Origin of the sequence: Serratia sp. 14-2641, assembly GCF_001692375.1 — a bacterium.
GTDB classification, from domain to species: Bacteria; Pseudomonadota; Gammaproteobacteria; order Enterobacterales; family Enterobacteriaceae; genus Chania; species Chania fonticola_C.
The window spans coordinates 38,793-57,765 of sequence record NZ_LXKR01000008.1 but is presented as its reverse complement, the minus strand read 5'-3'; the positions used below and the strand labels follow the sequence as shown (position 1 = coordinate 57,765).

Below are 18,973 nucleotides of genomic sequence, written 5' to 3'. Positions count from 1 at the left end.
TTAATGAAATTTTTAAAAAACGGACTTTTTGCCACCGTGACTATTTTGGGCGTTTTCACCGCACATACGGTAAGTGCCGCGATCGCATTAGACCGCACAAGAGTCATATTTAATGGTGATGACAAATCGGTCAGCCTTAATGTCAGCAATGAGAATACAAAATTACCTTATTTAGTTCAGGCATGGATAGAAGATAGTAAGGGTAATAAAATTAATGGCCCTCTTACTATCGTGCCTCCTCTGCAACGCGTAGAACCAGGCTCTAAAAGTCAGATAAAATTACAGTCTTTGCCGGCTATTGATAGTCTGCCTAAAGATCGTGAATCATTATTTTATTTCAATATGAGAGAAATTCCGCCACGCAGCGACAAACCAAATACGTTGCAAATTGCATTGCAAACAAAAATTAAACTCTTTTACCGGCCAGCAGAAATTGTTCAGCCTGAAACATCAAGGTCTGCACCCTGGCAGGAAAGTGTCGTAATGGTTCGTGAAGGGCAACGCTATAAGTTAACTAACCCAACACCCTATTATGTGACGTTTGTCGATGCTGGAAGCACTGTTAGTAACAGTGAGAGTGAATTCCGCCCGTTAATGCTGGCACCTCTTTCATCAGATTACCTTAACGTCAGCGCTAGCAAGTTAGGGGCATCGCCAGTACTGACATATGTCAATGACTATGGCGGTCATCCCAAACTTGTTTTCCACTGCGAGGGCTCAAGCTGTAAAGCGACGCCTGTAAAAGAGTAAGCACCATCATTAGGTTGGAAGGTCACATGCTAAAAATCGCTGCTCGTGTAAGCTTACTTCTCATGGCAATAAATTTCGCTCATGCGCAAACGAACCTGCCTGGTCAATGGAACGGAGATGGCGTATCAGGAAAAATTCAAGTTCGGGGAGTACTGACCGAAGGCGCCTGTAGATTAGATCTACATTCGTCTTATCAGGAAATCGATCTTGGAACGCTGTCGGCTGCGCATTTCCAGCACGTTGGGGATCCTGGCATACCCGTACCCTTTAGTTTGATGCTCAGGGACTGCATAAGTGCTGGTACCCTGAATCGCGATGATTGGACGGGTAATAAAGTGATAGACCGTCATCAGCCCTCAGTGACCTTCTCGTTTTTAGCCCCTGCGGTTACATCAAATCCCGGGCTGGTCGCTGTGACTGGGGCTTCTGGAATAGGTCTGGCAATAAAAGATGAAAATAATAAACCTGTCAGGCTCGGTTTCAGGGGAGTACCACTGCTAGTTACACCAAAGCAGGACGCCCTTAATTTCACTATTACACCGGTGAGAACAGCGGCACCGCTTGGTGCCGGTGCATTTCGTGCCAGCCTCTTTTTCTATATGAGGTATGACTAAGAATATGAAATCTATGATTCGGCTCACCGTAATTTATCAGGTCTTCGCCCTGATCCTCGGATACAGCACTTTTTCGCGGGCTGTCCCTGCCCCGCAAAGTATTACCGTGAATATTCAGGGAAGAATTTTGGAACCTGCGCCCTGCGTCATTGCGGGTACTGGAGATAAAGGTGTTATCTCGGTTGATTTTGGCAACAATGTCATGATAAACCACATTGATGGCATTCAGTACCGAATGCCTGTGAGTTACGACATACATTGCTCAGCACAATATACCAATTCGATGATGATAAGAGTCGTAGGAACAGTCGCAGGGTTTGGAGACGGTAATCTGCAGACCACCGTTACCGATCTGGGGATAGCCTTAACCGATGGCACAACTGCTTTTCCGGTGAATTCGTTCCTTAACTTTAACTATCCCGTCTTACCTCAGCTTTACGCTACTTTGGTAAAACGACCAGGGGTAACACTCAAAGGACAAGTTTTTTCCGCGACAGCGATCATGCAGGTATATTATCAATGATTAATATATGGCGGCAGATACTTATAAGCGCATTAGTTGGTTTTACCGTGTCTAATGCCTATGCAGTTGACATGCAATTTAAAGGGACGCTGATTGAACCCCCTCCTTGTGTAGTTAACGGCGGGCAAGATATTAACGTTTCATTTGATAAGGTCGGCATTAATAAAATCGATGGTGACAGTTATCGTAAGGAAATTAATTTCATATTAGACTGTATAGATTCTCCGCCTTGGACCATGAGTATGACATTATCGTCTAGTTCGGTTGCTTCTTTTTCGTCTGGGACAATTCAGAGCACGATTAACGGACTTGGCATAAAGATTTATAGTGATGGAAAACCCATTGTATTTTCTCAGCCCATTTTAATTGATCCCGCGCGTAGGCCAAAGCTTGAAGCGGTTCCGCTGAGCGAAAGTGGTGTGACTCTCTCCGAGGGGAAGTTTACTGCATCTGCAACGTTAACCGTACAGTATCAGTAGAAATATTAGGAAGATGAATCAATGAATGTTGGACTATTCAGAAATTTGATACTGAGTTTCATATTTATTTCATCTGGCGGGTATGCGGCGGAAAATCTTAAATTCTCCGGGGAACTGGTTAGACAGCCTTGCGTACTTTCACCGGGTGATGAAAACATACCTTTGGACTTTGGTGAGATCATCGATAAATATCTTTATGCTCACGAAAGGGTAAAGAGCCAGACGATTACTATTCATTTACAGAATTGTGATACATCGCTGGCAAGAATGATTCGTGTTTCTTTTACTGGAGCAGGAAATGACGCTCTACCAGGTTATTTGTCGGTGAGTTCCGGTGATATAAATTCAGGATTGGCCATTGGCCTTGAAAATACGAACAACGGCGAGCCGATAAATATTAACAATGGCACAAACATGAACATTGAAATAAATCCCGGCACTATGGATATAAATTTCAACGCCTTCGTTCGTGGTGAGCCGAAAGCTATAGCCAATAAGACAATCAGCCGTGGTGTTTTTAATGCGATACTCAACTTTAGTTTGATTTATGAATAGTTTTCACTTTGTTAAATAATGCTTACGGCCACAGAATTTTCAGGAAGAACAATGGAAATGCCTATTCAGGAGTATTTTGGTCATGATAAATAAAATTATAAATATGGGACGTTTTTGTTTAATCCCATTCCTTCTTGTTTTATCTCCGGCAAGCTTGGCTGAAACGGTTTCCGTTGGTCGTCTTTTTGTGTCTACACCAGATAGTGCGGGTATGATGACTATTCGTGCGATCGAATGGACTGCTGCCGCACCACCTAGTGTTGTAGCTGCTTGTGACGCAAACAAAAACCCCTCTCTTGAAACATGCATGGTGGAAGCTTCCTGCACTGTAAAAACCGGTGTGAATTCTACAGGAACGATCTGGGGGCAAAAGTATAGAATGACCAAAGCTGAATTGAGGAATATTGCCTACGCGAATGTTGGTAGTAAAATGTTGTATGCTGGCTGCTTTAGAAAGAGCGGGTCACGTTATATATTTGTCCATAGCCCCTTTTTATATGTGGGTGGATTACCCTTAACGGGTGGCACAAATAACAGTAATGTTGATTTTTATCTATTTGATAAGGTTGATATGATACCTGACTCACCTAATCTGAGCTGTAAGGCCACGAGCACAAATGCGACAATAGATTTTGGAGAAATCCTCTATAACTCTGTCAATGGATCAACAAAGAGTGCCACGATAGATATTAGTTGTACTAATGGCGATGGCTTTGCGCACGTTTCTTCCGTTAGTTATGATAATAGCACAGGTGTTTTACTCAGGCCGGACGGTTCTCTTAGCGCTTTGATGGAATTTAATGATGTGCCAGCAGATGTGCCATCCAGCTATTATATTGAGAATAATACCTCACGCAGTCTGGTGATCAAGGCAACCTTACGCTCCACCAACGCTCTTAAAGGTGGACTTTTCAGCGGTTCGCTGGTTGTTAATATCACTTATGATTGATATCCGAAATATTAAAGCATGAAAGGCTGACAGATTGTCCAACGTCTATGCTTATCAATTTCGGAGGTTCCTGGAGTAAAGCCAAGAGTCCGGTCGGCTTCATTGTCCGCTAGCCTTTCCGAGCTTTATTAGTAAGGGGCTACAATGGTTTTTAACTCAGCCAGCTGAAATATTTCAGAAAAATTGAGCCACACTTTTACGTTGCTGCAGGCAGATTTTATTGTCTGCTCAGCAGCCATTTTGCTGGAACAATAAACCTGCTTGTTGCAGTTGCGGCAAGTCGGGTATTCATTAAAACGCGGCGCACACTGGCGCATCGACACGCATCACAGAGTCTTGGCGAAACTGTTGTTTATAGCGGGTGCGCAGCGCCTCAATGTTTTGCTCACTGGCCGTATCAGGGCTATGGATCAACATCAACGCCTTGCTGTTTTCCCGCGCCAGCTTGCCATCGTTCCCCAACCATTGCCCTTTGGCATCAAATACCGATAACCCATCTTTAAAACGCGGGGTTACCTGCTGATCGACAAAGGTCTGCCATTCAACCGCCGTAATTACCGGCCCTGCCGGGCGATTCAAGCCAAAATAGAGCGTGGTCTGGGTCATCGGCTCGCCGATGCTGCACGTTGCTTCCGGTTTAAACGGTGATGCCTTTTGCACTGGCGCTACACAGCCGCTCAACAGCAAGGTTATGGCGACGGTGGCCGCCAATATCGGGGTGTTTTTCATCTCGCTTTCATATTCCTTAAATAATCATCAACAGATACTAGCGATAAATTTCTAATGCGTTGTAAAAATCACAAGTAGCACTAGAGACTAGCAGTAAGCAAAAATAACCTATTTAACATTAGTTAAAGTAATTCGAAAGTAACACCAACAAAAAAACTCAGTGGTGCGTTGCCACCAGGCTCGTTACCCTCCGGCGTTGACACTTTTGCCCTCCGACCCTGTGAATCCACTATGTTACTGAGCATCCTTTATATTATCGGCATCACCGCAGAAGCCATGACCGGCGCGTTAGCCGCAGGCCGCCGCCAAATGGATTTGTTTGGCGTGATTTTTATCGCCTCCGCTACCGCCATTGGCGGGGGCTCGGTGCGAGATATGCTGCTTGGGCACTTCCCACTGAGCTGGGTAAAACACCCTGAGTATATTGTTATCATAGCCATAGCGGCAATTATCACCACCTGGATGGCTCCGCTGATGCGCCACCTGCGCCATCTGTTCCTGGTGTTGGACGCCATTGGGCTGATTGTTTTCTCGATCATCGGCGCGCAGGTGGCTCTGGATATGGGCCATGCTCCACTGATCGCAGCCATTGCCGCCGTGATCACCGGCGTTTTCGGCGGCGTACTGCGCGATATGTTCTGCAACCGTATCCCGCTGGTTTTCCAGAAGGAAATCTATGCAGGTATCGCCTTTGCCGCTGCCTGGCTGTATATCGGCCTGCAATACCTTAACTTGCCGCATAACATGGTAATTATTATTACCCTGGTTGCAGGCCTCAGTGCTCGCCTGATCGCACTGCGCTTTCGCCTTGGCTTGCCCGTGTTTAACTATCAGCATCCCGACCATTAATTCGCGAACGCATCGCCAAGCGGTTCGGTACGATCGGGAACCGTTTCAAAGCCGCTAATATGGTGCTGCTGCAAGGTTTGAACCAGTGCCAGAAAGGTAGGGTGTTGCAAAAATTCCTGCACTTTTCTGGCTTTTTGCGCACCCATACCAGCAAGCTCCTGCCACTGTGCCAACGTCATCTGCTGTAGCTGTGACCAATTTTGCATCGTGGCCGACTGCAATGGCGAAATGGGTACGCCGAGGGCGATCGGCCAACGCTCGAAAGGCTGCCGCCGCGCCAGACGAAATTGTTGGTAAAGGGCCTGTGCACGCTTTGCCCCCAAGCTGGGCACCGCGCTGAGCTGTTCGGGAGTTAACTCCAACCAATCCAGCAGGTTATTCACCAATCCCTGATCGACCAGCACCTGCCAACCAGCTTTATTCAACCCGCTAATGTTCAGCCCATTGGAACTGCTCAACCAAACCAGCCGCGCCAGAAACTGCTGGCGGCATCCGGGCTGCAAGGTAAAGCAACTCAGCGCATGATAATCCTCCGGTTTTGGCGCAATGGGTGTTGCTCTGGTAATCTCACGCCAGACCACCTGTTTCAAATGCGGAATGCCATGCCCCATCAGGCTAATCGCAATATGATCGCCAGGTACGATGTCCCATTTTTGCCACAGAGCTAGCGAGCCCACGTTAACTCGCCGGATCCATTTATCGTCCATTCGCACCGGATCCAGGCGGAGCAACACGGCAATTTTGCCGGTACGGCCTATGGCAAACTCAACATCCGTGACTCTGGCCACTTGCTGGACCGGGGGATATTTCCAGGCAGCCGCCCAGTCATTGGGTTTAGCCTGCCAGTAGCGCCCCTGAGGTTCTTGCCCTTGGTGGATCACCACGCCATCGGTGACAAACGGCAAAGGGCCGCTGTACCAAGCTGCCCGCCACTGCTCCACCTCCGCCAACGTGGTGACCGGCTGTGAATATTGCTGCGGCAGCGTAAACCCCATGGCGGCAAGCTGTTGCACGCGTTCGTCCATGGTTGGCGGGCCATCGGGCCACGCCCAGACGAACAGGCCAAGCTGCTCAAGTTGCGCAGTGCGCGGATTACGCATCATCATCCCGGCAACCTTGGAGCGGGCGTTGATGCCCCCTTGGGTTTGCTGGTGATGATCGTTCACCATCAGGAACAGCTCCCCTTGCAGTACCAAATTGGCCGTAACCTCCGGTAAAACGTTGGGGATAGCGGGGATCGCCTTGACCTTTTCCAGCCAGTTTTCACCCTTTTGCCCATCCCCTCGGCTAATAGCGTTCACCAATACGCCTTGCCGGTAAACCAAAGTGACCGCCACACCATCAACCTTGGGTTGCACCCACAGATCGTGACGGCCCTGCATCCATTGTTCTACGGCACGAGAGTTGCGCAGTTTACGCAATCCGGTATGCGCCACCGGATGCGGTACTTTGCCCACTGGCAGTGGCCGCGTATCCTCTTCCACCGCACCGACACAACGCCGCCAATCTTGCAGTTGCTGTAACAGGCTGTCGTAGAGTTCATCGTCAATCGGGCTGTTACCCAGGCGATAATAAGCCTCATCCCAGCGCCCCAGTTGATCATCCAGCGCCGTAATTTCCACCTGCATGCGCTCTGGCGACCACGCCGGACAGTTTGCCCATGCCGAGCTACACAGCACTCCAATCACCACCAACGCCCGGTAAATACCTCTCCACATTGAGCACCTCCTTGCTTCCCGGCAGTAAATACTCAATCGCCTTTGCTGGCTAACGCCAAAAACCGGAGGTGCGAAACGCTCCCCAAAAGGAATGTGCATTTGCTGAAAACGGCAAAAATTTCCAGATCCGCCGCGCAAATTGACTTTTTCACGCTGTTTTTAGCAGAAAGCGGCGGCCAAAATGCGAGCTAACGCTGCATACCGCCCGTTAGCCGTGTATACTGTGCGGAGAATTTACACATCCGCTGTAACTGACTTATCAACCGCTAGCAACGAACATCATCATGGCTCAAGGCACGCTTTATATTGTCTCTGCTCCAAGTGGCGCAGGGAAATCAAGTCTGATTCAGGCTTTGTTAAAGACGCAACCGCTGTACGATACGCAGGTTTCGGTTTCACACACCACGCGCGATAGCCGCCCGGGTGAAAATCACGGCGAACACTACTTTTTCGTCTCCAAAGACGAATTCCGCCGTATGATTGAGCAGGATGCGTTTCTTGAGCACGCAGAAGTGTTCGGCAACTATTACGGCACGTCCCGCGCGGCCATCGAGCAGGTACTGTCGACCGGCGTTGACGTCTTCCTGGATATCGACTGGCAGGGCGCACAGCAGATCCGTGCCAAAATGCCCCAGGCACGCAGCATCTTTATTCTGCCGCCGTCGAAGGAAGAGCTTGGCCGCCGCTTGCGTGGTCGCGGGCAAGATGCGGATGACGTGATCGCCAAGCGCATGGCGCAGGCCGTCGCGGAGATGACGCATTTCGCGGAGTATGATTATTTAATCGTGAATGACGATTTCGATTTGGCCTTGTCCGATCTGAAGACCATTATTCGCGCCGAACGCTTGCGTTTGGGCCGTCAAATGCTGCGGCATGATGCTTTAATCAGCAAACTATTGGCAGACTGAAGACAGTTTCAGTATTATGCCCAGTCTTTTCGTCACCTGTGGAGTAGCACAAATATGGCACGCGTAACTGTTCAAGACGCTGTAGAGAAAATTGGTAACCGTTTTGACCTGGTGTTGGTCGCTGCTCGTCGGGCACGTCAAATCCAGACCGGTGGTAAGGATGCACTGGTACCTGAAGAGAATGATAAGTACACCGTTATCGCTCTGCGCGAAATCGAAGAAGGCCTGATCAACAGCCAGATCCTCGATGTTCGTGAGCGCCAGGAGCAGCAAGAGCAGGAAGCCGCAGAGATCCAGGCGGTTACCGCGATTGCTGAAGGTCGTCGTTAATTAGACTGTGAGTCTGCCTTGTACCTGTTTGAAAGCCTGAATCTGCTGATTCAACGTTACTTGCCTGAGGAGCAGATTAAGCGCCTCAAACAGGCATACCTCGTCGCACGTGATGCTCACGAGGGACAGACACGCTCCAGTGGTGAGCCCTACATTACTCACCCGGTTGCCGTGGCCTGTATTCTGGCGGAAATGCGTCTCGATCATGAGACGCTGATGGCAGCCTTGCTGCACGACGTCATCGAAGACACCCCGGCCACCTATCAGGATATGGAACAACTGTTTGGCAAAAGCGTTGCCGAACTGGTTGAGGGCGTATCCAAGCTAGACAAATTAAAATTCCAGGATAAGAAAGAAGCGCAGGCGGAGAACTTCCGCAAGATGATCATGGCGATGGTGCAGGATATCCGCGTCGTGCTGATCAAGCTGGCGGACCGCACCCACAATATGCGAACGCTTGGCTCGCTGCGCCCGGACAAACGGCGGCGTATCGCCCGTGAAACCCTGGAAATCTATAGCCCACTGGCCCACCGCCTGGGTATTCATCATCTGAAAACCGAGCTGGAAGAGCTGGGTTTTGAAGCGCTTTACCCGAACCGCTACCGCGTCATCAAAGAAGTGGTGAAAGCCGCGCGCGGTAACCGTAAGGAGATGATCCAGAAAATCCTCTCCGAGATCGAAGGGCGTCTGACCGAAGCCGGCATCCCCTGCCGCGTCAGCGGGCGGGAAAAGCACCTCTATTCCATCTACTGCAAGATGCACCTGAAAGAACAGCGCTTCCATTCCATCATGGATATTTACGCGTTCCGGGTGATCGTCAAAGAAGTGGATACCTGCTACCGGGTACTAGGCCAGGCACACAGCCTGTATAAGCCGCGCCCGGGCCGGGTAAAAGACTATATCGCCATTCCCAAGGCTAACGGCTATCAATCGCTGCATACCTCACTGATCGGCCCGCACGGCGTGCCGGTTGAGGTACAGATCCGTACCGAAGATATGGATCAGATGGCCGAAATGGGGGTCGCCGCGCACTGGGCCTATAAAGAAAAGGAACAGGGCGAAACCGGCGGCACTACCGCACAGATCCGCGCCCAGCGCTGGATGCAGAGCCTGTTGGAGCTGCAACAAAGCGCCGGTAGCTCGTTTGAATTTATTGAAAGCGTAAAATCCGATCTGTTCCCCGATGAGATTTACGTTTTCACCCCGGAAGGGCGTATTGTCGAGCTGCCTGCCGGTGCTACACCGGTCGACTTTGCCTACGCCGTGCATACCGATATCGGCCACGCCTGCGTTGGCGCACGTGTCGATCGCCAGCCGCATCCGCTATCACAAGCTTTAGCCAGTGGCCAGACGGTAGAGATCATCACCGCTCCGGGTGCCCGGCCAAATGCCGCCTGGCTGAACTTTGTGGTGAGCTCCAAAGCCCGCGCCAAAATCCGCCAGATGTTGAAAAACCTCAAGCGCGATGATTCCGTCAGCCTGGGCCGCCGTTTGCTAAACCATGCACTCGGGGGCAGCCGCAAACTTTCAGAAGTGCCGCCAGAGAATATCCAGCATGAACTGGACCGCATGAAGCTGGCCACGCTGGACGATCTGCTGGCAGAAATCGGCCTCGGTAACGCCATGAGCGTGGTTGTCGCGAAGAACCTGCAGGGCGATCAGTCCAGCCTGGGCTCGTCGAACGGCGTGCGCAACCTGGCCATCAAAGGCGCCGATGGCGTCCTGATCACCTTTGCCAAGTGCTGCCGCCCTATCCCAGGCGACCCGATTATTGCCCATGTCAGCCCGGGCAAAGGCCTGGTGGTTCATCATGAATCCTGTCGTAATATCCGCGGCTACCAGAAAGAGCCAGAGAAATTCATGGCGGTCGAGTGGGATATGGAAACCGAGCAGGAGTTCATTGCGGAAATCAAAGTGGACATGTTCAACCATCAGGGTGCGTTGGCCAACCTCACGGCGGCGATCAACGCGGCCGAATCGAATATTCAGAGCCTGAATACCGAAGAGAAAGATGGCCGGGTCTACAGCGCCTTTATCCGCCTGACTACCCGCGATCGCATCCACCTGGCAAATATTATGCGTAAGATCCGTATCATGCCGGATGTGATTAAAGTTAACCGTAACCGAAACTAGCGCCTATGAGCCCCGAACGCTATGCGCGGATTTGTGAAATGCTGGCCACCCGGCAGCCCGATCTGACGGTCTGCCTGGAACAGGTTCACAAACCGCATAACGTCTCCGCAATTATCCGTACTGCCGATGCCGTCGGCGTACATCAGGTGCATGCCGTGTGGCCTACTCCACGGATGCGTACCCTGGTCTCCTCCGCTGCGGGCAGCAATAGCTGGGTGAGCGTCAAAACCCACCCCACCATCGCCGATGCGGTCACGCATCTGAAGGGCCAAGGGATGCAGATCCTGGCAACTCACCTTTCTGCCCGCGCCGTCGATTTTCGCGAAATAGACTACACCCGCCCCACCTGCATACTGCTGGGGCAGGAAAAAACCGGCATCACCGAAGAGGCGCTAGCCCTGGCCGATCAGGACATTATCATTCCGATGATCGGTATGGTGCAGTCGCTGAATGTCTCTGTCGCTGCGGCTCTGATCCTGTATGAGGCCCAACGTCAGCGGCAAAACGCCGGTATGTATCGCCGCGATCTCAGCGCGTTAGATGAGCAGGAACAGCAACGCCTGCTGTTTGAAGGCGGCTACCCGGTGTTAGCCAACGTGGCCAAGCGCAAAAAGCTGCCGCGCCCGCAGATTGACGATCAAGGCCAAGTGGTTGCCGACGCCGAATGGTGGGCAGCCATGCAGGCAACGACGGTACGCCGATGAAAGGCCGCCTGCTGGATGCCGTCCCACTCACTACACTTTCCGGGGTTGGAGCCAGCCAGGCGGGGAAACTGGCCAAAATCGGCCTGAATACCATCCAGGATCTGCTGCTGCACCTCCCGTTACGTTACGAAGACCGCACCCGCCTCTACCCAATCAACGATCTGCTGCCAGGCATTTTTGCCACGGTGGAAGGGGAAGTGCTACGCAGCGATATCAGCTTTGGCCGCCGCCGCATGCTCACCTGCCAGATCAGCGACGGCACCGGCATCCTGACTATGCGCTTCTTCAACTTCAACGCGGCGATGAAGAACAGCCTTGCTACTGGCCACCACGTAACGGCCTATGGCGAAGTCAAACGCGGGACCCACGGCGCAGAAATCATCCATCCGGAATACCGTGTCCAGGGGGAAAACAGCGAGGTCGAGCTGCAAGAAGCCCTGACGCCGGTGTATCCCACCACCGAAGGGATCCGCCAGGCCACGCTGCGCAAGTTGACCGATCAGGCGCTGGAGTTGCTGGATACCTGTGCGATTGCCGAGCTGCTACCACCGGAATTAAGCGGCGGTTTGATGAGCCTGCCACAGGCGCTGCATATGCTGCACCGTCCACCGCCGGATATCCAACTGGCTGATTTGGAACAGGGCAAACACCCGGCACAAAAACGCCTGACCCTTGAAGAACTGCTGGCGCATAACCTCAGCATGTTGGCCGTCCGCGCCGGAGCGCAAAGCTACCGGGCATTATCGCTAACGCCTGACGATCGGCTGAAAAACAGTTTCCTGGCCCAGCTCCCCTTCTCGCCTACCGGTGCACAAACGCGGGTTGTGGCAGATATTGAAGCGGATCTGCAAAAAGGTTTCCCGATGATGCGCCTGGTGCAAGGCGACGTCGGCTCAGGTAAAACCCTGGTTGCTGCCCTGGCCGCACTACGCGTCATTGCTCACGGCAAACAGGTAGCGCTGATGGCTCCCACCGAATTGCTCGCCGAACAACACGCCAATAACTTCCGCCAGTGGTTTGAACCCTTGGGGATTGAGGTGGGTTGGTTAGCCGGCAAGCAAAAAGGCAAGGCACGCCTCGCACAGCAGGAAGCTATTGCCAGTGGCCAGGTGTCGATGGTGGTAGGGACGCATGCCATCTTCCAGGAGCAGGTGCAGTTCAATGGCCTGGCCCTGGTGATTATCGATGAACAACACCGCTTTGGTGTGCATCAGCGGCTGGCGCTGTGGGAGAAAGGCGAAGAACAAGGGTTCCATGCTCATCAGTTGATCATGACCGCCACGCCAATCCCACGCACGCTGGCTATGACCGCCTACGCCGATCTGGACACCTCGGTAATCGATGAATTGCCGCCGGGCCGTACGCCGGTGACAACGGTGGCGATCCCCGATACGCGCCGGGCCGATATTATCCAGCGGGTGAAAAGCGCCTGTATCGAAGAAGGCCGTCAGGCGTATTGGGTCTGCACGCTGATCGAAGAGTCTGATTTGCTGGAAGCCCAGGCAGCAGAAGCAACCTGGGAAGAATTGAAGATTGCGCTGCCGGAACTGAAGGTGGCGTTGGTGCATGGCCGGATGAAATCAGCGGAGAAACAGGCGGTGATGCAGGCCTTCAAACAGGGCGAACTGCAGCTGCTGGTAGCCACCACGGTGATTGAGGTGGGGGTGGACGTGCCAAACGCCAGCCTGATGATCATCGAAAACCCGGAGCGGCTTGGCTTAGCCCAGTTGCATCAGCTACGTGGCCGCGTTGGCCGTGGTGCGGTAGCCTCTCACTGCGTGCTGCTGTATAAAACCCCGCTCAGCAAAACTGCCCAAAAACGCCTGCAGGTGCTGCGCGACAGTAACGACGGCTTTGTGATTGCCCAGCAAGATTTGGAAATCCGTGGGCCGGGTGAGCTATTGGGGACGCGCCAAACCGGCAGTGCAGAGTTTAAAGTGGCCGATTTGTTGCGCGATCAGGCCATGATCCCCGAAGTTCAGCGCGTTGCGCGCCATATTCACCAGCAGTATCCACAGCATGCGCATGCCTTAATTGAGCGCTGGCTGCCGGAAACAGCTCGCTACTCCAACGCCTAATCAATTAACCCCTCTTGTCGCCAAGAGGGGTTATCATCACTTAACCGAACACCGGCAGCATCAGATACAGCTTAATCACGATGGCGTTAGCGATATCGATAAAGAACGCACCCACCATCGGCACCACCAAAAATGCCAGATGCGAAGGGCCGAAACGATCGGTGATCGCCTGCATGTTGGCAATGGCCGTTGGCGTCGCCCCCATGCCAAAACCACAGTGCCCCGCAGCCAGCACGGCAGCATCGTAGTTTTTACCCATCACGCGGTAGGTCACGAAGATAGCATACAGTGCCATGACCAACGTCTGCACCGCCAGGATCGCCAGCATTGGCAGGGCCAGCGAAGCTAGTTCCCACAGGCGCAGGCTCATCAACGCCATCGCCAGGAACAGCGACAGGCTCACGTTACCCAGTACGGAGACCGCACGCTCAAACACCTGGTAGAAGCCCGTTGCCGACAGGGTGTTGCTGAGGATCACACCGACAAACAGCACGCAGACAAAGGTCGGCAGTTCAAAGGCGGTACCATTCAATAACCCGGCAATAAAGTTACCGAGGCTCAGGCAGATGGCAATCATGGCGATGGTTTCTACCATCACCAGCGAGGTGATCAGGCGGCCACTTTCCGGCTTTTCAAAGCCACTCGGCTGCACACTATCATCCGGTGTGCCTTCGGGCGTTGAGGAGTGTTTCACCAGATAGCGAGCCACTGGGCCACCAATCAGGCCGCCCAGCACCAGACCAAAGGTGGCGCAGGCCATGGCCACTTCGGTGGCATTCTCAAACCCATAGCGCTCGATGAACACCTTGCTCCAGGCCGCCCCGGTGCCATGCCCACCAGAAAGCGTAATCGAGCCCGCAATCAACCCCATCAATGGATCCAGGCCCAGCATTTTCGCCATGCCGATACCGATGGCATTCTGTACCAACAGCAGACCCAGCACCACGAACAGGAACACGACCAGTGCCTTGCCCCCCGCCCGCAGGCGCGCCAGGTTGGCATTCAGGCCGATAGTGGCAAAGAAGGCCAGCATCAGTGGGTCTTTCAGCGACATATCAAAGCCGACTTCCCAGTTCACCGTTTTCTTCAAAACCAAGAGCAGGACCGCCACCAGTAAACCACCGGCAACGGGAGCAGGAATAGTATATTTTCTCAGCAGAGGAATGGAGCGCACGCATTTGCCCCCAAGCAGCAGGACCAGCGTGGCGGCAACTAAAGTGCCGTAAGTATCGAGATGAAACATCTAGCTACTCCGTGTAGTAATTAAATCCAATAAATTAATAAGTTATAAAATTTACTCAGTTTTTTAACTTGATGAAGGGGGGATTAAAAGTAAAAACGGCTAATAACACAAGAAAAAATGAACGAAAATGCGACATTAATGGGTTCAGCATCGTGAAAAATATTAATGCGCAACCGTTTGCTTTTGTGAAGCAGATCATTAAAATGCGTTCTTTGCCGCCTTTGGGAAAGCCACACCATGTCCAGCCAAACCGCCGAGCTTGATGCCGCGCAAAAAGCATCAGCCCCCGTTTCACACAATAGTGAACTGATTTATCGCCTGGAAGATCGCCCGCCGCTGCCGCAAACGCTGTTTGCCGCCAGTCAGCATTTGCTGGCAATGTTTGTTGCCGTGATCACTCCGGCCCTGTTGATCTGCCAGGCGCTTGGCCTACCTGCGCAGGATACGCAGCACATCATCAGCATGTCGCTGTTCGCTTCCGGTTTGGCCTCCATCCTGCAAATCAAAACCTGGGGCCCGGTGGGCTCTGGCCTGCTGTCCATTCAAGGCACCAGCTTCAACTTTGTCTCACCGCTGATTATGGGCGGGCTGGCGCTGAAAAACGGCGGCGCAGACGTGCCCACCATGATGGCTGCGTTGTTTGGCACCTTGATGGTCGCCTCTTGTACCGAAATCCTGCTGTCACGCGTGCTGCATCTGGCACGCCGTATCATTACCCCGCTGGTCTCCGGCATTGTGGTGATGATTATCGGCCTGTCTCTGATCCAGGTCGGGCTGACCTCCATCGGTGGCGGCTATGCGGCGATGGGCGATCACACCTTCGGCGCGCCCAAGAATCTGCTGTTGGCAGGCGCAGTGCTGGTGGTGATTATTCTGCTTAACCGCCAGCGTAACCCTTACCTGCGCGTCGCTTCGTTGGTGATCGCCATGGCCATAGGTTATCTGCTGGCCTGGGCCATGGGCATGCTGCCGGAAACCGAACCGGCTACCCAAACGACCTTGATCACCGTCCCTACCCCGCTGTATTACGGCCTGGGCTTTGACTGGAACCTGCTGTTGCCGCTGATGTTGATCTTTATGGTCACTTCGCTGGAAACCATCGGTGATATCACCGCCACCTCCGACGTTTCTGAACAGCCGGTCAGTGGCCCACTATATATGAAGCGCCTGAAAGGCGGCGTGCTGGCCAACGGCCTGAACTCGATGTTGTCAGCGGTGTTCAACACTTTTCCGAACTCCTGCTTTGGTCAGAACAACGGAGTGATCCAGCTAACAGGCGTTGCCAGCCGTTATGTCGGTTTTGTGGTGGCACTGATGCTGATCCTGCTGGGGCTGTTCCCGGCCGTTGCCGGTTTTGTGCAACACATTCCTGAGCCGGTGCTGGGCGGCGCGACCATCGTGATGTTCGGGACCATTGCAGCCTCCGGCGTGCGTATCGTTTCCCGCGAGAAGTTAAACCGCCGCGCCATCATGATTATGGCGCTGTCGCTGGCCGTCGGTATGGGGGTTTCCCAACAGCCGCTGATCTTGCAGTTTGCACCGGATTGGCTGAAAACCCTGCTTTCTTCCGGTATCGCCGCCGGTGGTATCACCGCCATTGTGCTGAACCTGCTGTTCCCACCAGAAGAAAAATAAGCGCTTCCCGCAGCAAACCAACGGCCATTGGCAAACCGCTACTGGCCGTTTTTTTATTGTCTTTCAGGCCATTGCCCTTGAGCTGGAAGGCTAATTGCGGCATAAACAGGGTATCTTTTCTGTCCGCTACGGATCCACACGATGAAATTTATCGGAAAACTATTGATCACGTTGCTGCTGCTGATAGTGCTGGCCATTGTGCTGCTCTACGTGGTGGGGCAAACCCGCTGGGCCGCAGGCTGGTTGAGTCACTGGATCAGCGATCGTGGTGATTACCAGCTGTCGGTAGAAAAAATAACGCATTCGTGGAGCAAACCAGGGCAGCTAAGCCTGGAGGGCGTAACTCTCGCCCGCGCCAACCAACCGCAGCTCTTGGCGGCCAAGCAGGTCGATATGGCTTTCAGCCTGCGGCAAATTACCGAGCCACGCTATTTCGATAGCATCACGCTGCGCGACGGCACCTTAAACGTTCAGCCTTTGCAGGGCGCACCGCTGCCAATACAGGCCGATGTACTGCAACTGAGTAATATGGCGCTGCAATCCAAAGATGAGAGCTGGCAGCTTAACGCGCAGAAGGTCAACGCCGGGATCAACCCGTGGCAGCCAACGGCAGGCCATTTACTTGGGGATAACAATCAGTTCCAGTTCAGCGCCGGTTCGATGGTGGTCAACGGTATTCCGGCCTCGCAGGTGTTGATCCAGGGCGAAATCAAACAAAATCAGCTGATATTGAGCGACTTTGGTGCCGATCTGGCACAAGGCGATCTGACCGGGGTAGCCAGCCGAGCTGCCGATGGCAGTTGGTTGGTTGAACGGTTGCGGCTGAGTAACGTCCGCCTGCAAGTACCAATGACGCTAGAACAGTTCTGGGGCCGCTTCACGGCGTTGCCACCCATTACGTTAAAACGCTTTGATCTGATTAACGCCCGCCTGGAAGGTAACGCTTGGGCGGCGAACGATCTCGATCTGTCGATGCAAAATATCACCTTCCAACAGGGGGATTGGAGCAGTCAGGATGGCGCGATCAACTTCACCGCCGACGACCTGATCAATGGCAACTTCCATCTGATCGACCCGATTATGGATATGCAACTCTCGCCAGCCGGTATTGCCATTGGCCAGTTCAGCACCCGCTGGGAAGGTGGATTGCTGCGTACCACTGGCAACTGGCTGCGCGCCAATAAGCGCCTGCGACTCGACGAGGTGGCAGTTTCTGCGCTGGAGTACACCTTGCCCAGCAACTGGCGTGAACTCTGGTTACAGCCGCTGCCAAGCTGGCTAGCGGAGGTGTACGTTGCCAAGATGAGCACCAACCGTAACCTGATCATTGATATCAACCCGGATTTCCCCTTCCAGCTCACCTCGTTGGATGGTAACGGCAGCAATCTGCTGTTGGCCAGTGACCATCAGTGGGGGATTTGGTCCGGTTCGCTGAAACTCAACGCCGGTGGTGCCACCTTTAACAAGATCGACGTGCGCCGCCCTTCGCTGGCGTTGGATGCGGATGCACAGCAGATCAATGTTACCGAGCTGAGCGCCTTTATGCCCGATGGCCTGTTGGATGCCAAGGCCAACGTCAGCCAACTGCCTGGTAAGCCGTTTACGCTGTCCCTTAACGGGCATTCGGTGCCTGTGAATACCTTGCAGCAATGGGGTTGGCAGCATGTGCCGCTGGAGGGTGATGGTAATCTGCAGTTACAGCTGAAGGGATTACTCAACAGTGATGGGCCGTTTAAGGCGTCTTTGCGGGGCCAGTTGCAGGCTACCAGCAAGGATGGGCAGACTCTGGAGCAGCAGGTGCCGTGACCTAAACAGGGTTCGGCAGTGCCGAACCCTGTTTTCTTCTCTGACTAATGCAGTGAGACGCTATTTACTGTTTTAGTTCTTGATATTTCATATCCTTGAGGATCTTTGCATCATTAAATGTTAGCTCCAAAACTTGGTTTCTATCATTGATAACAGGAATTAAAAAAATTACTCTTCTATCAGTCTTTTTAGAATTATACAACCATACATTACGTCCATTATAATCTTCTGGAGAATTTGGTCTACCAAGGAGTTTAATGACATCTTTTTTTGTTGTTGAGCCAACAATCAAAGATTCTTTGATTGTTTTTTCTGTATATTGGTCAAGCACTGTAACCTTTGTTCTATCAACATTAGAAGCACAACCCACTAATAAAAAAAACATAAAAACAATTGGACACTTACTCATTTTCATTTTATTTTCTCTTCAATATAAGTTTCATTGATGCTGTCGTACTTGATTTCATTCCCATATAAAACACAATACCCAGATTTATCTGAGTAATTATATTTAAACTCATACAACCCTTTTTCATTAGGAGTAAAATCCAAACTTACGCTACACCCCCCTCCATCTGGATTACTAATTCTATGAGAAATTGTTGTTTTGATTCCTGGAGTTACCGCAACCTCAGTATAAGTATCACTGTAGTCACCTTGTGGTAACTTAGGCATGCCTATTGACTTGGTACTATCAGGAATAATATTTAGGAAACGCCTATGCTTTTGTACATATCCACCATTAGACTCACCATTTGATTTTTTCTGACTAATCGAATAGGTCAGCGGGTTTCCTAGGAGTCGAACTTTTGCAACCGAACCATCATTTGGCGGTGGAACGTACATAGGCGGGTCAGGAAACAGACTACAACTGGCTAATGACATGGTAGCCATCAATGAAAAAAATATAACACTTACTCTGGTTTTCTTATAAAGCATATCAACTCCTTGATAATATATAATTAACAAA

The 18,973-nt window shown here is 52.1% G+C and carries 19 protein-coding genes; 14 read left to right on the top strand and 5 right to left on the bottom strand.

Features of this window, described 5'->3' with window-relative positions:
* The first annotated feature begins 3 nt into the window (after positions 1-3).
* The 6 genes from A6U95_RS05110 to A6U95_RS30575 all read left to right on the top strand — a co-directional run bounded on the left by A6U95_RS05110 (position 4) and on the right by A6U95_RS30575 (position 3,870).
* Positions 4-750, top strand: coding sequence for a fimbria/pilus periplasmic chaperone (locus A6U95_RS05110; protein ID WP_065683723.1), 747 nt, complete (start codon positions 4-6; stop codon positions 748-750).
* A 26-nt stretch (positions 751-776) separates the two neighbouring features.
* Complete coding sequence (locus tag A6U95_RS05105) at positions 777-1,364, top strand: fimbrial protein (RefSeq protein ID WP_024527844.1); 588 nt, start codon at positions 777-779, stop codon at positions 1,362-1,364.
* A gap of 4 nt (positions 1,365-1,368) precedes the next feature.
* A complete protein-coding gene (locus A6U95_RS05100) occupies positions 1,369-1,887 on the top strand; it encodes a fimbrial protein (RefSeq protein WP_158006197.1) in 519 nt (172 codons plus the stop codon).
* Positions 1,884-2,366 (top strand): fimbrial protein, encoded by a 483-nt coding sequence (locus tag A6U95_RS05095; RefSeq protein ID WP_065683722.1) that lies wholly within the window; start codon positions 1,884-1,886, stop codon positions 2,364-2,366. The genes A6U95_RS05100 and A6U95_RS05095 overlap by 4 nt, the downstream gene beginning before the upstream one ends.
* 21 nt (positions 2,367-2,387) lie before the next feature.
* On the top strand, positions 2,388-2,921 hold the full coding sequence (locus tag A6U95_RS05090) for a fimbrial protein (protein WP_065683721.1): 534 nt from the start codon (positions 2,388-2,390) through the stop codon (positions 2,919-2,921).
* 82 nt (positions 2,922-3,003) lie between these two features.
* The gene (locus A6U95_RS30575) at positions 3,004-3,870 is read left to right on the top strand and encodes a fimbrial protein (protein WP_138106284.1); all 867 of its coding nucleotides are present in this window, start codon (positions 3,004-3,006) and stop codon (positions 3,868-3,870) included.
* 291 nt (positions 3,871-4,161) lie between these two features.
* Here A6U95_RS30575 and A6U95_RS05085 read toward each other — a convergent pair whose 3' ends face one another.
* Positions 4,162-4,599, bottom strand: a complete 438-nt coding sequence (locus A6U95_RS05085; RefSeq protein WP_065683720.1) for a DUF3574 domain-containing protein — start codon at positions 4,597-4,599, stop codon at positions 4,162-4,164.
* 231 nt (positions 4,600-4,830) lie between these two features.
* Between A6U95_RS05085 and A6U95_RS05080 the strand changes: the two genes are divergently transcribed.
* Entirely contained in the window at positions 4,831-5,448 is a 618-nt protein-coding gene (locus A6U95_RS05080; RefSeq protein ID WP_024527839.1) for a trimeric intracellular cation channel family protein, read from the top strand.
* Here the strand turns inward: A6U95_RS05080 and ligB are convergent.
* The gene (gene ligB / locus A6U95_RS05075) at positions 5,445-7,166 is read right to left on the bottom strand and encodes an NAD-dependent DNA ligase LigB (protein ID WP_065683719.1); all 1,722 of its coding nucleotides are present in this window, start codon (positions 7,164-7,166) and stop codon (positions 5,445-5,447) included. The genes A6U95_RS05080 and ligB overlap by 4 nt on opposite strands.
* Positions 7,167-7,450: 284 nt before the next feature.
* On the opposite strand from ligB, the gene gmk reads away from it, so the two are divergent.
* From gmk to recG, 5 genes are read left to right on the top strand one after another with little or no spacing between them, the layout of a single operon-like run.
* The gene (gmk, locus tag A6U95_RS05070; protein ID WP_024482944.1) at positions 7,451-8,074 is read left to right on the top strand and encodes a guanylate kinase; all 624 of its coding nucleotides are present in this window, start codon (positions 7,451-7,453) and stop codon (positions 8,072-8,074) included.
* 54 nt (positions 8,075-8,128) lie between these two features.
* The gene (gene rpoZ / locus A6U95_RS05065; protein ID WP_024482945.1) at positions 8,129-8,404 is read left to right on the top strand and encodes a DNA-directed RNA polymerase subunit omega; all 276 of its coding nucleotides are present in this window, start codon (positions 8,129-8,131) and stop codon (positions 8,402-8,404) included.
* Positions 8,405-8,422: 18 nt separating this feature from the next.
* Positions 8,423-10,537 (top strand): bifunctional GTP diphosphokinase/guanosine-3',5'-bis pyrophosphate 3'-pyrophosphohydrolase, encoded by a 2,115-nt coding sequence (gene spoT / locus A6U95_RS05060; RefSeq protein WP_024482946.1) that lies wholly within the window; start codon positions 8,423-8,425, stop codon positions 10,535-10,537.
* Between the two features lie 5 nt (positions 10,538-10,542).
* A complete protein-coding gene (gene trmH, locus A6U95_RS05055) occupies positions 10,543-11,241 on the top strand; it encodes a tRNA (guanosine(18)-2'-O)-methyltransferase TrmH (RefSeq protein WP_024482947.1) in 699 nt (232 codons plus the stop codon).
* Positions 11,238-13,319, top strand: coding sequence for an ATP-dependent DNA helicase RecG (gene recG / locus A6U95_RS05050; protein WP_065683718.1), 2,082 nt, complete (start codon positions 11,238-11,240; stop codon positions 13,317-13,319). Before trmH ends, recG begins: the two co-directional genes overlap by 4 nt.
* Positions 13,320-13,359: 40 nt before the next feature.
* On the opposite strand, the gene gltS is transcribed toward recG, so the two are convergent.
* Positions 13,360-14,562, bottom strand: a complete 1,203-nt coding sequence (gene gltS, locus A6U95_RS05045) for a sodium/glutamate symporter (protein WP_065683717.1) — start codon at positions 14,560-14,562, stop codon at positions 13,360-13,362.
* A gap of 237 nt (positions 14,563-14,799) precedes the next feature.
* Here gltS and A6U95_RS05040 point away from each other — a divergent pair, with 237 nt between their 5' ends.
* Together A6U95_RS05040 and A6U95_RS05035 are read left to right on the top strand one after the other, a co-directional pair.
* The gene (locus A6U95_RS05040) at positions 14,800-16,197 is read left to right on the top strand and encodes a uracil-xanthine permease family protein (RefSeq protein ID WP_024527836.1); all 1,398 of its coding nucleotides are present in this window, start codon (positions 14,800-14,802) and stop codon (positions 16,195-16,197) included.
* Between the two features lie 141 nt (positions 16,198-16,338).
* The gene (locus tag A6U95_RS05035) at positions 16,339-18,003 is read left to right on the top strand and encodes an AsmA family protein (protein ID WP_065683716.1); all 1,665 of its coding nucleotides are present in this window, start codon (positions 16,339-16,341) and stop codon (positions 18,001-18,003) included.
* Between the two features lie 64 nt (positions 18,004-18,067).
* On the opposite strand, the gene bamE is transcribed toward A6U95_RS05035, so the two are convergent.
* Together bamE and A6U95_RS31405 are read right to left on the bottom strand one after the other, a co-directional pair.
* A complete protein-coding gene (bamE, locus tag A6U95_RS05030) occupies positions 18,068-18,418 on the bottom strand; it encodes an outer membrane protein assembly factor BamE (protein WP_065683715.1) in 351 nt (116 codons plus the stop codon).
* On the bottom strand, positions 18,415-18,942 hold the full coding sequence (locus A6U95_RS31405; protein ID WP_083196323.1) for a hypothetical protein: 528 nt from the start codon (positions 18,940-18,942) through the stop codon (positions 18,415-18,417). The genes bamE and A6U95_RS31405 overlap by 4 nt, the downstream gene beginning before the upstream one ends.
* Positions 18,943-18,973: the final 31 nt, after the last annotated feature.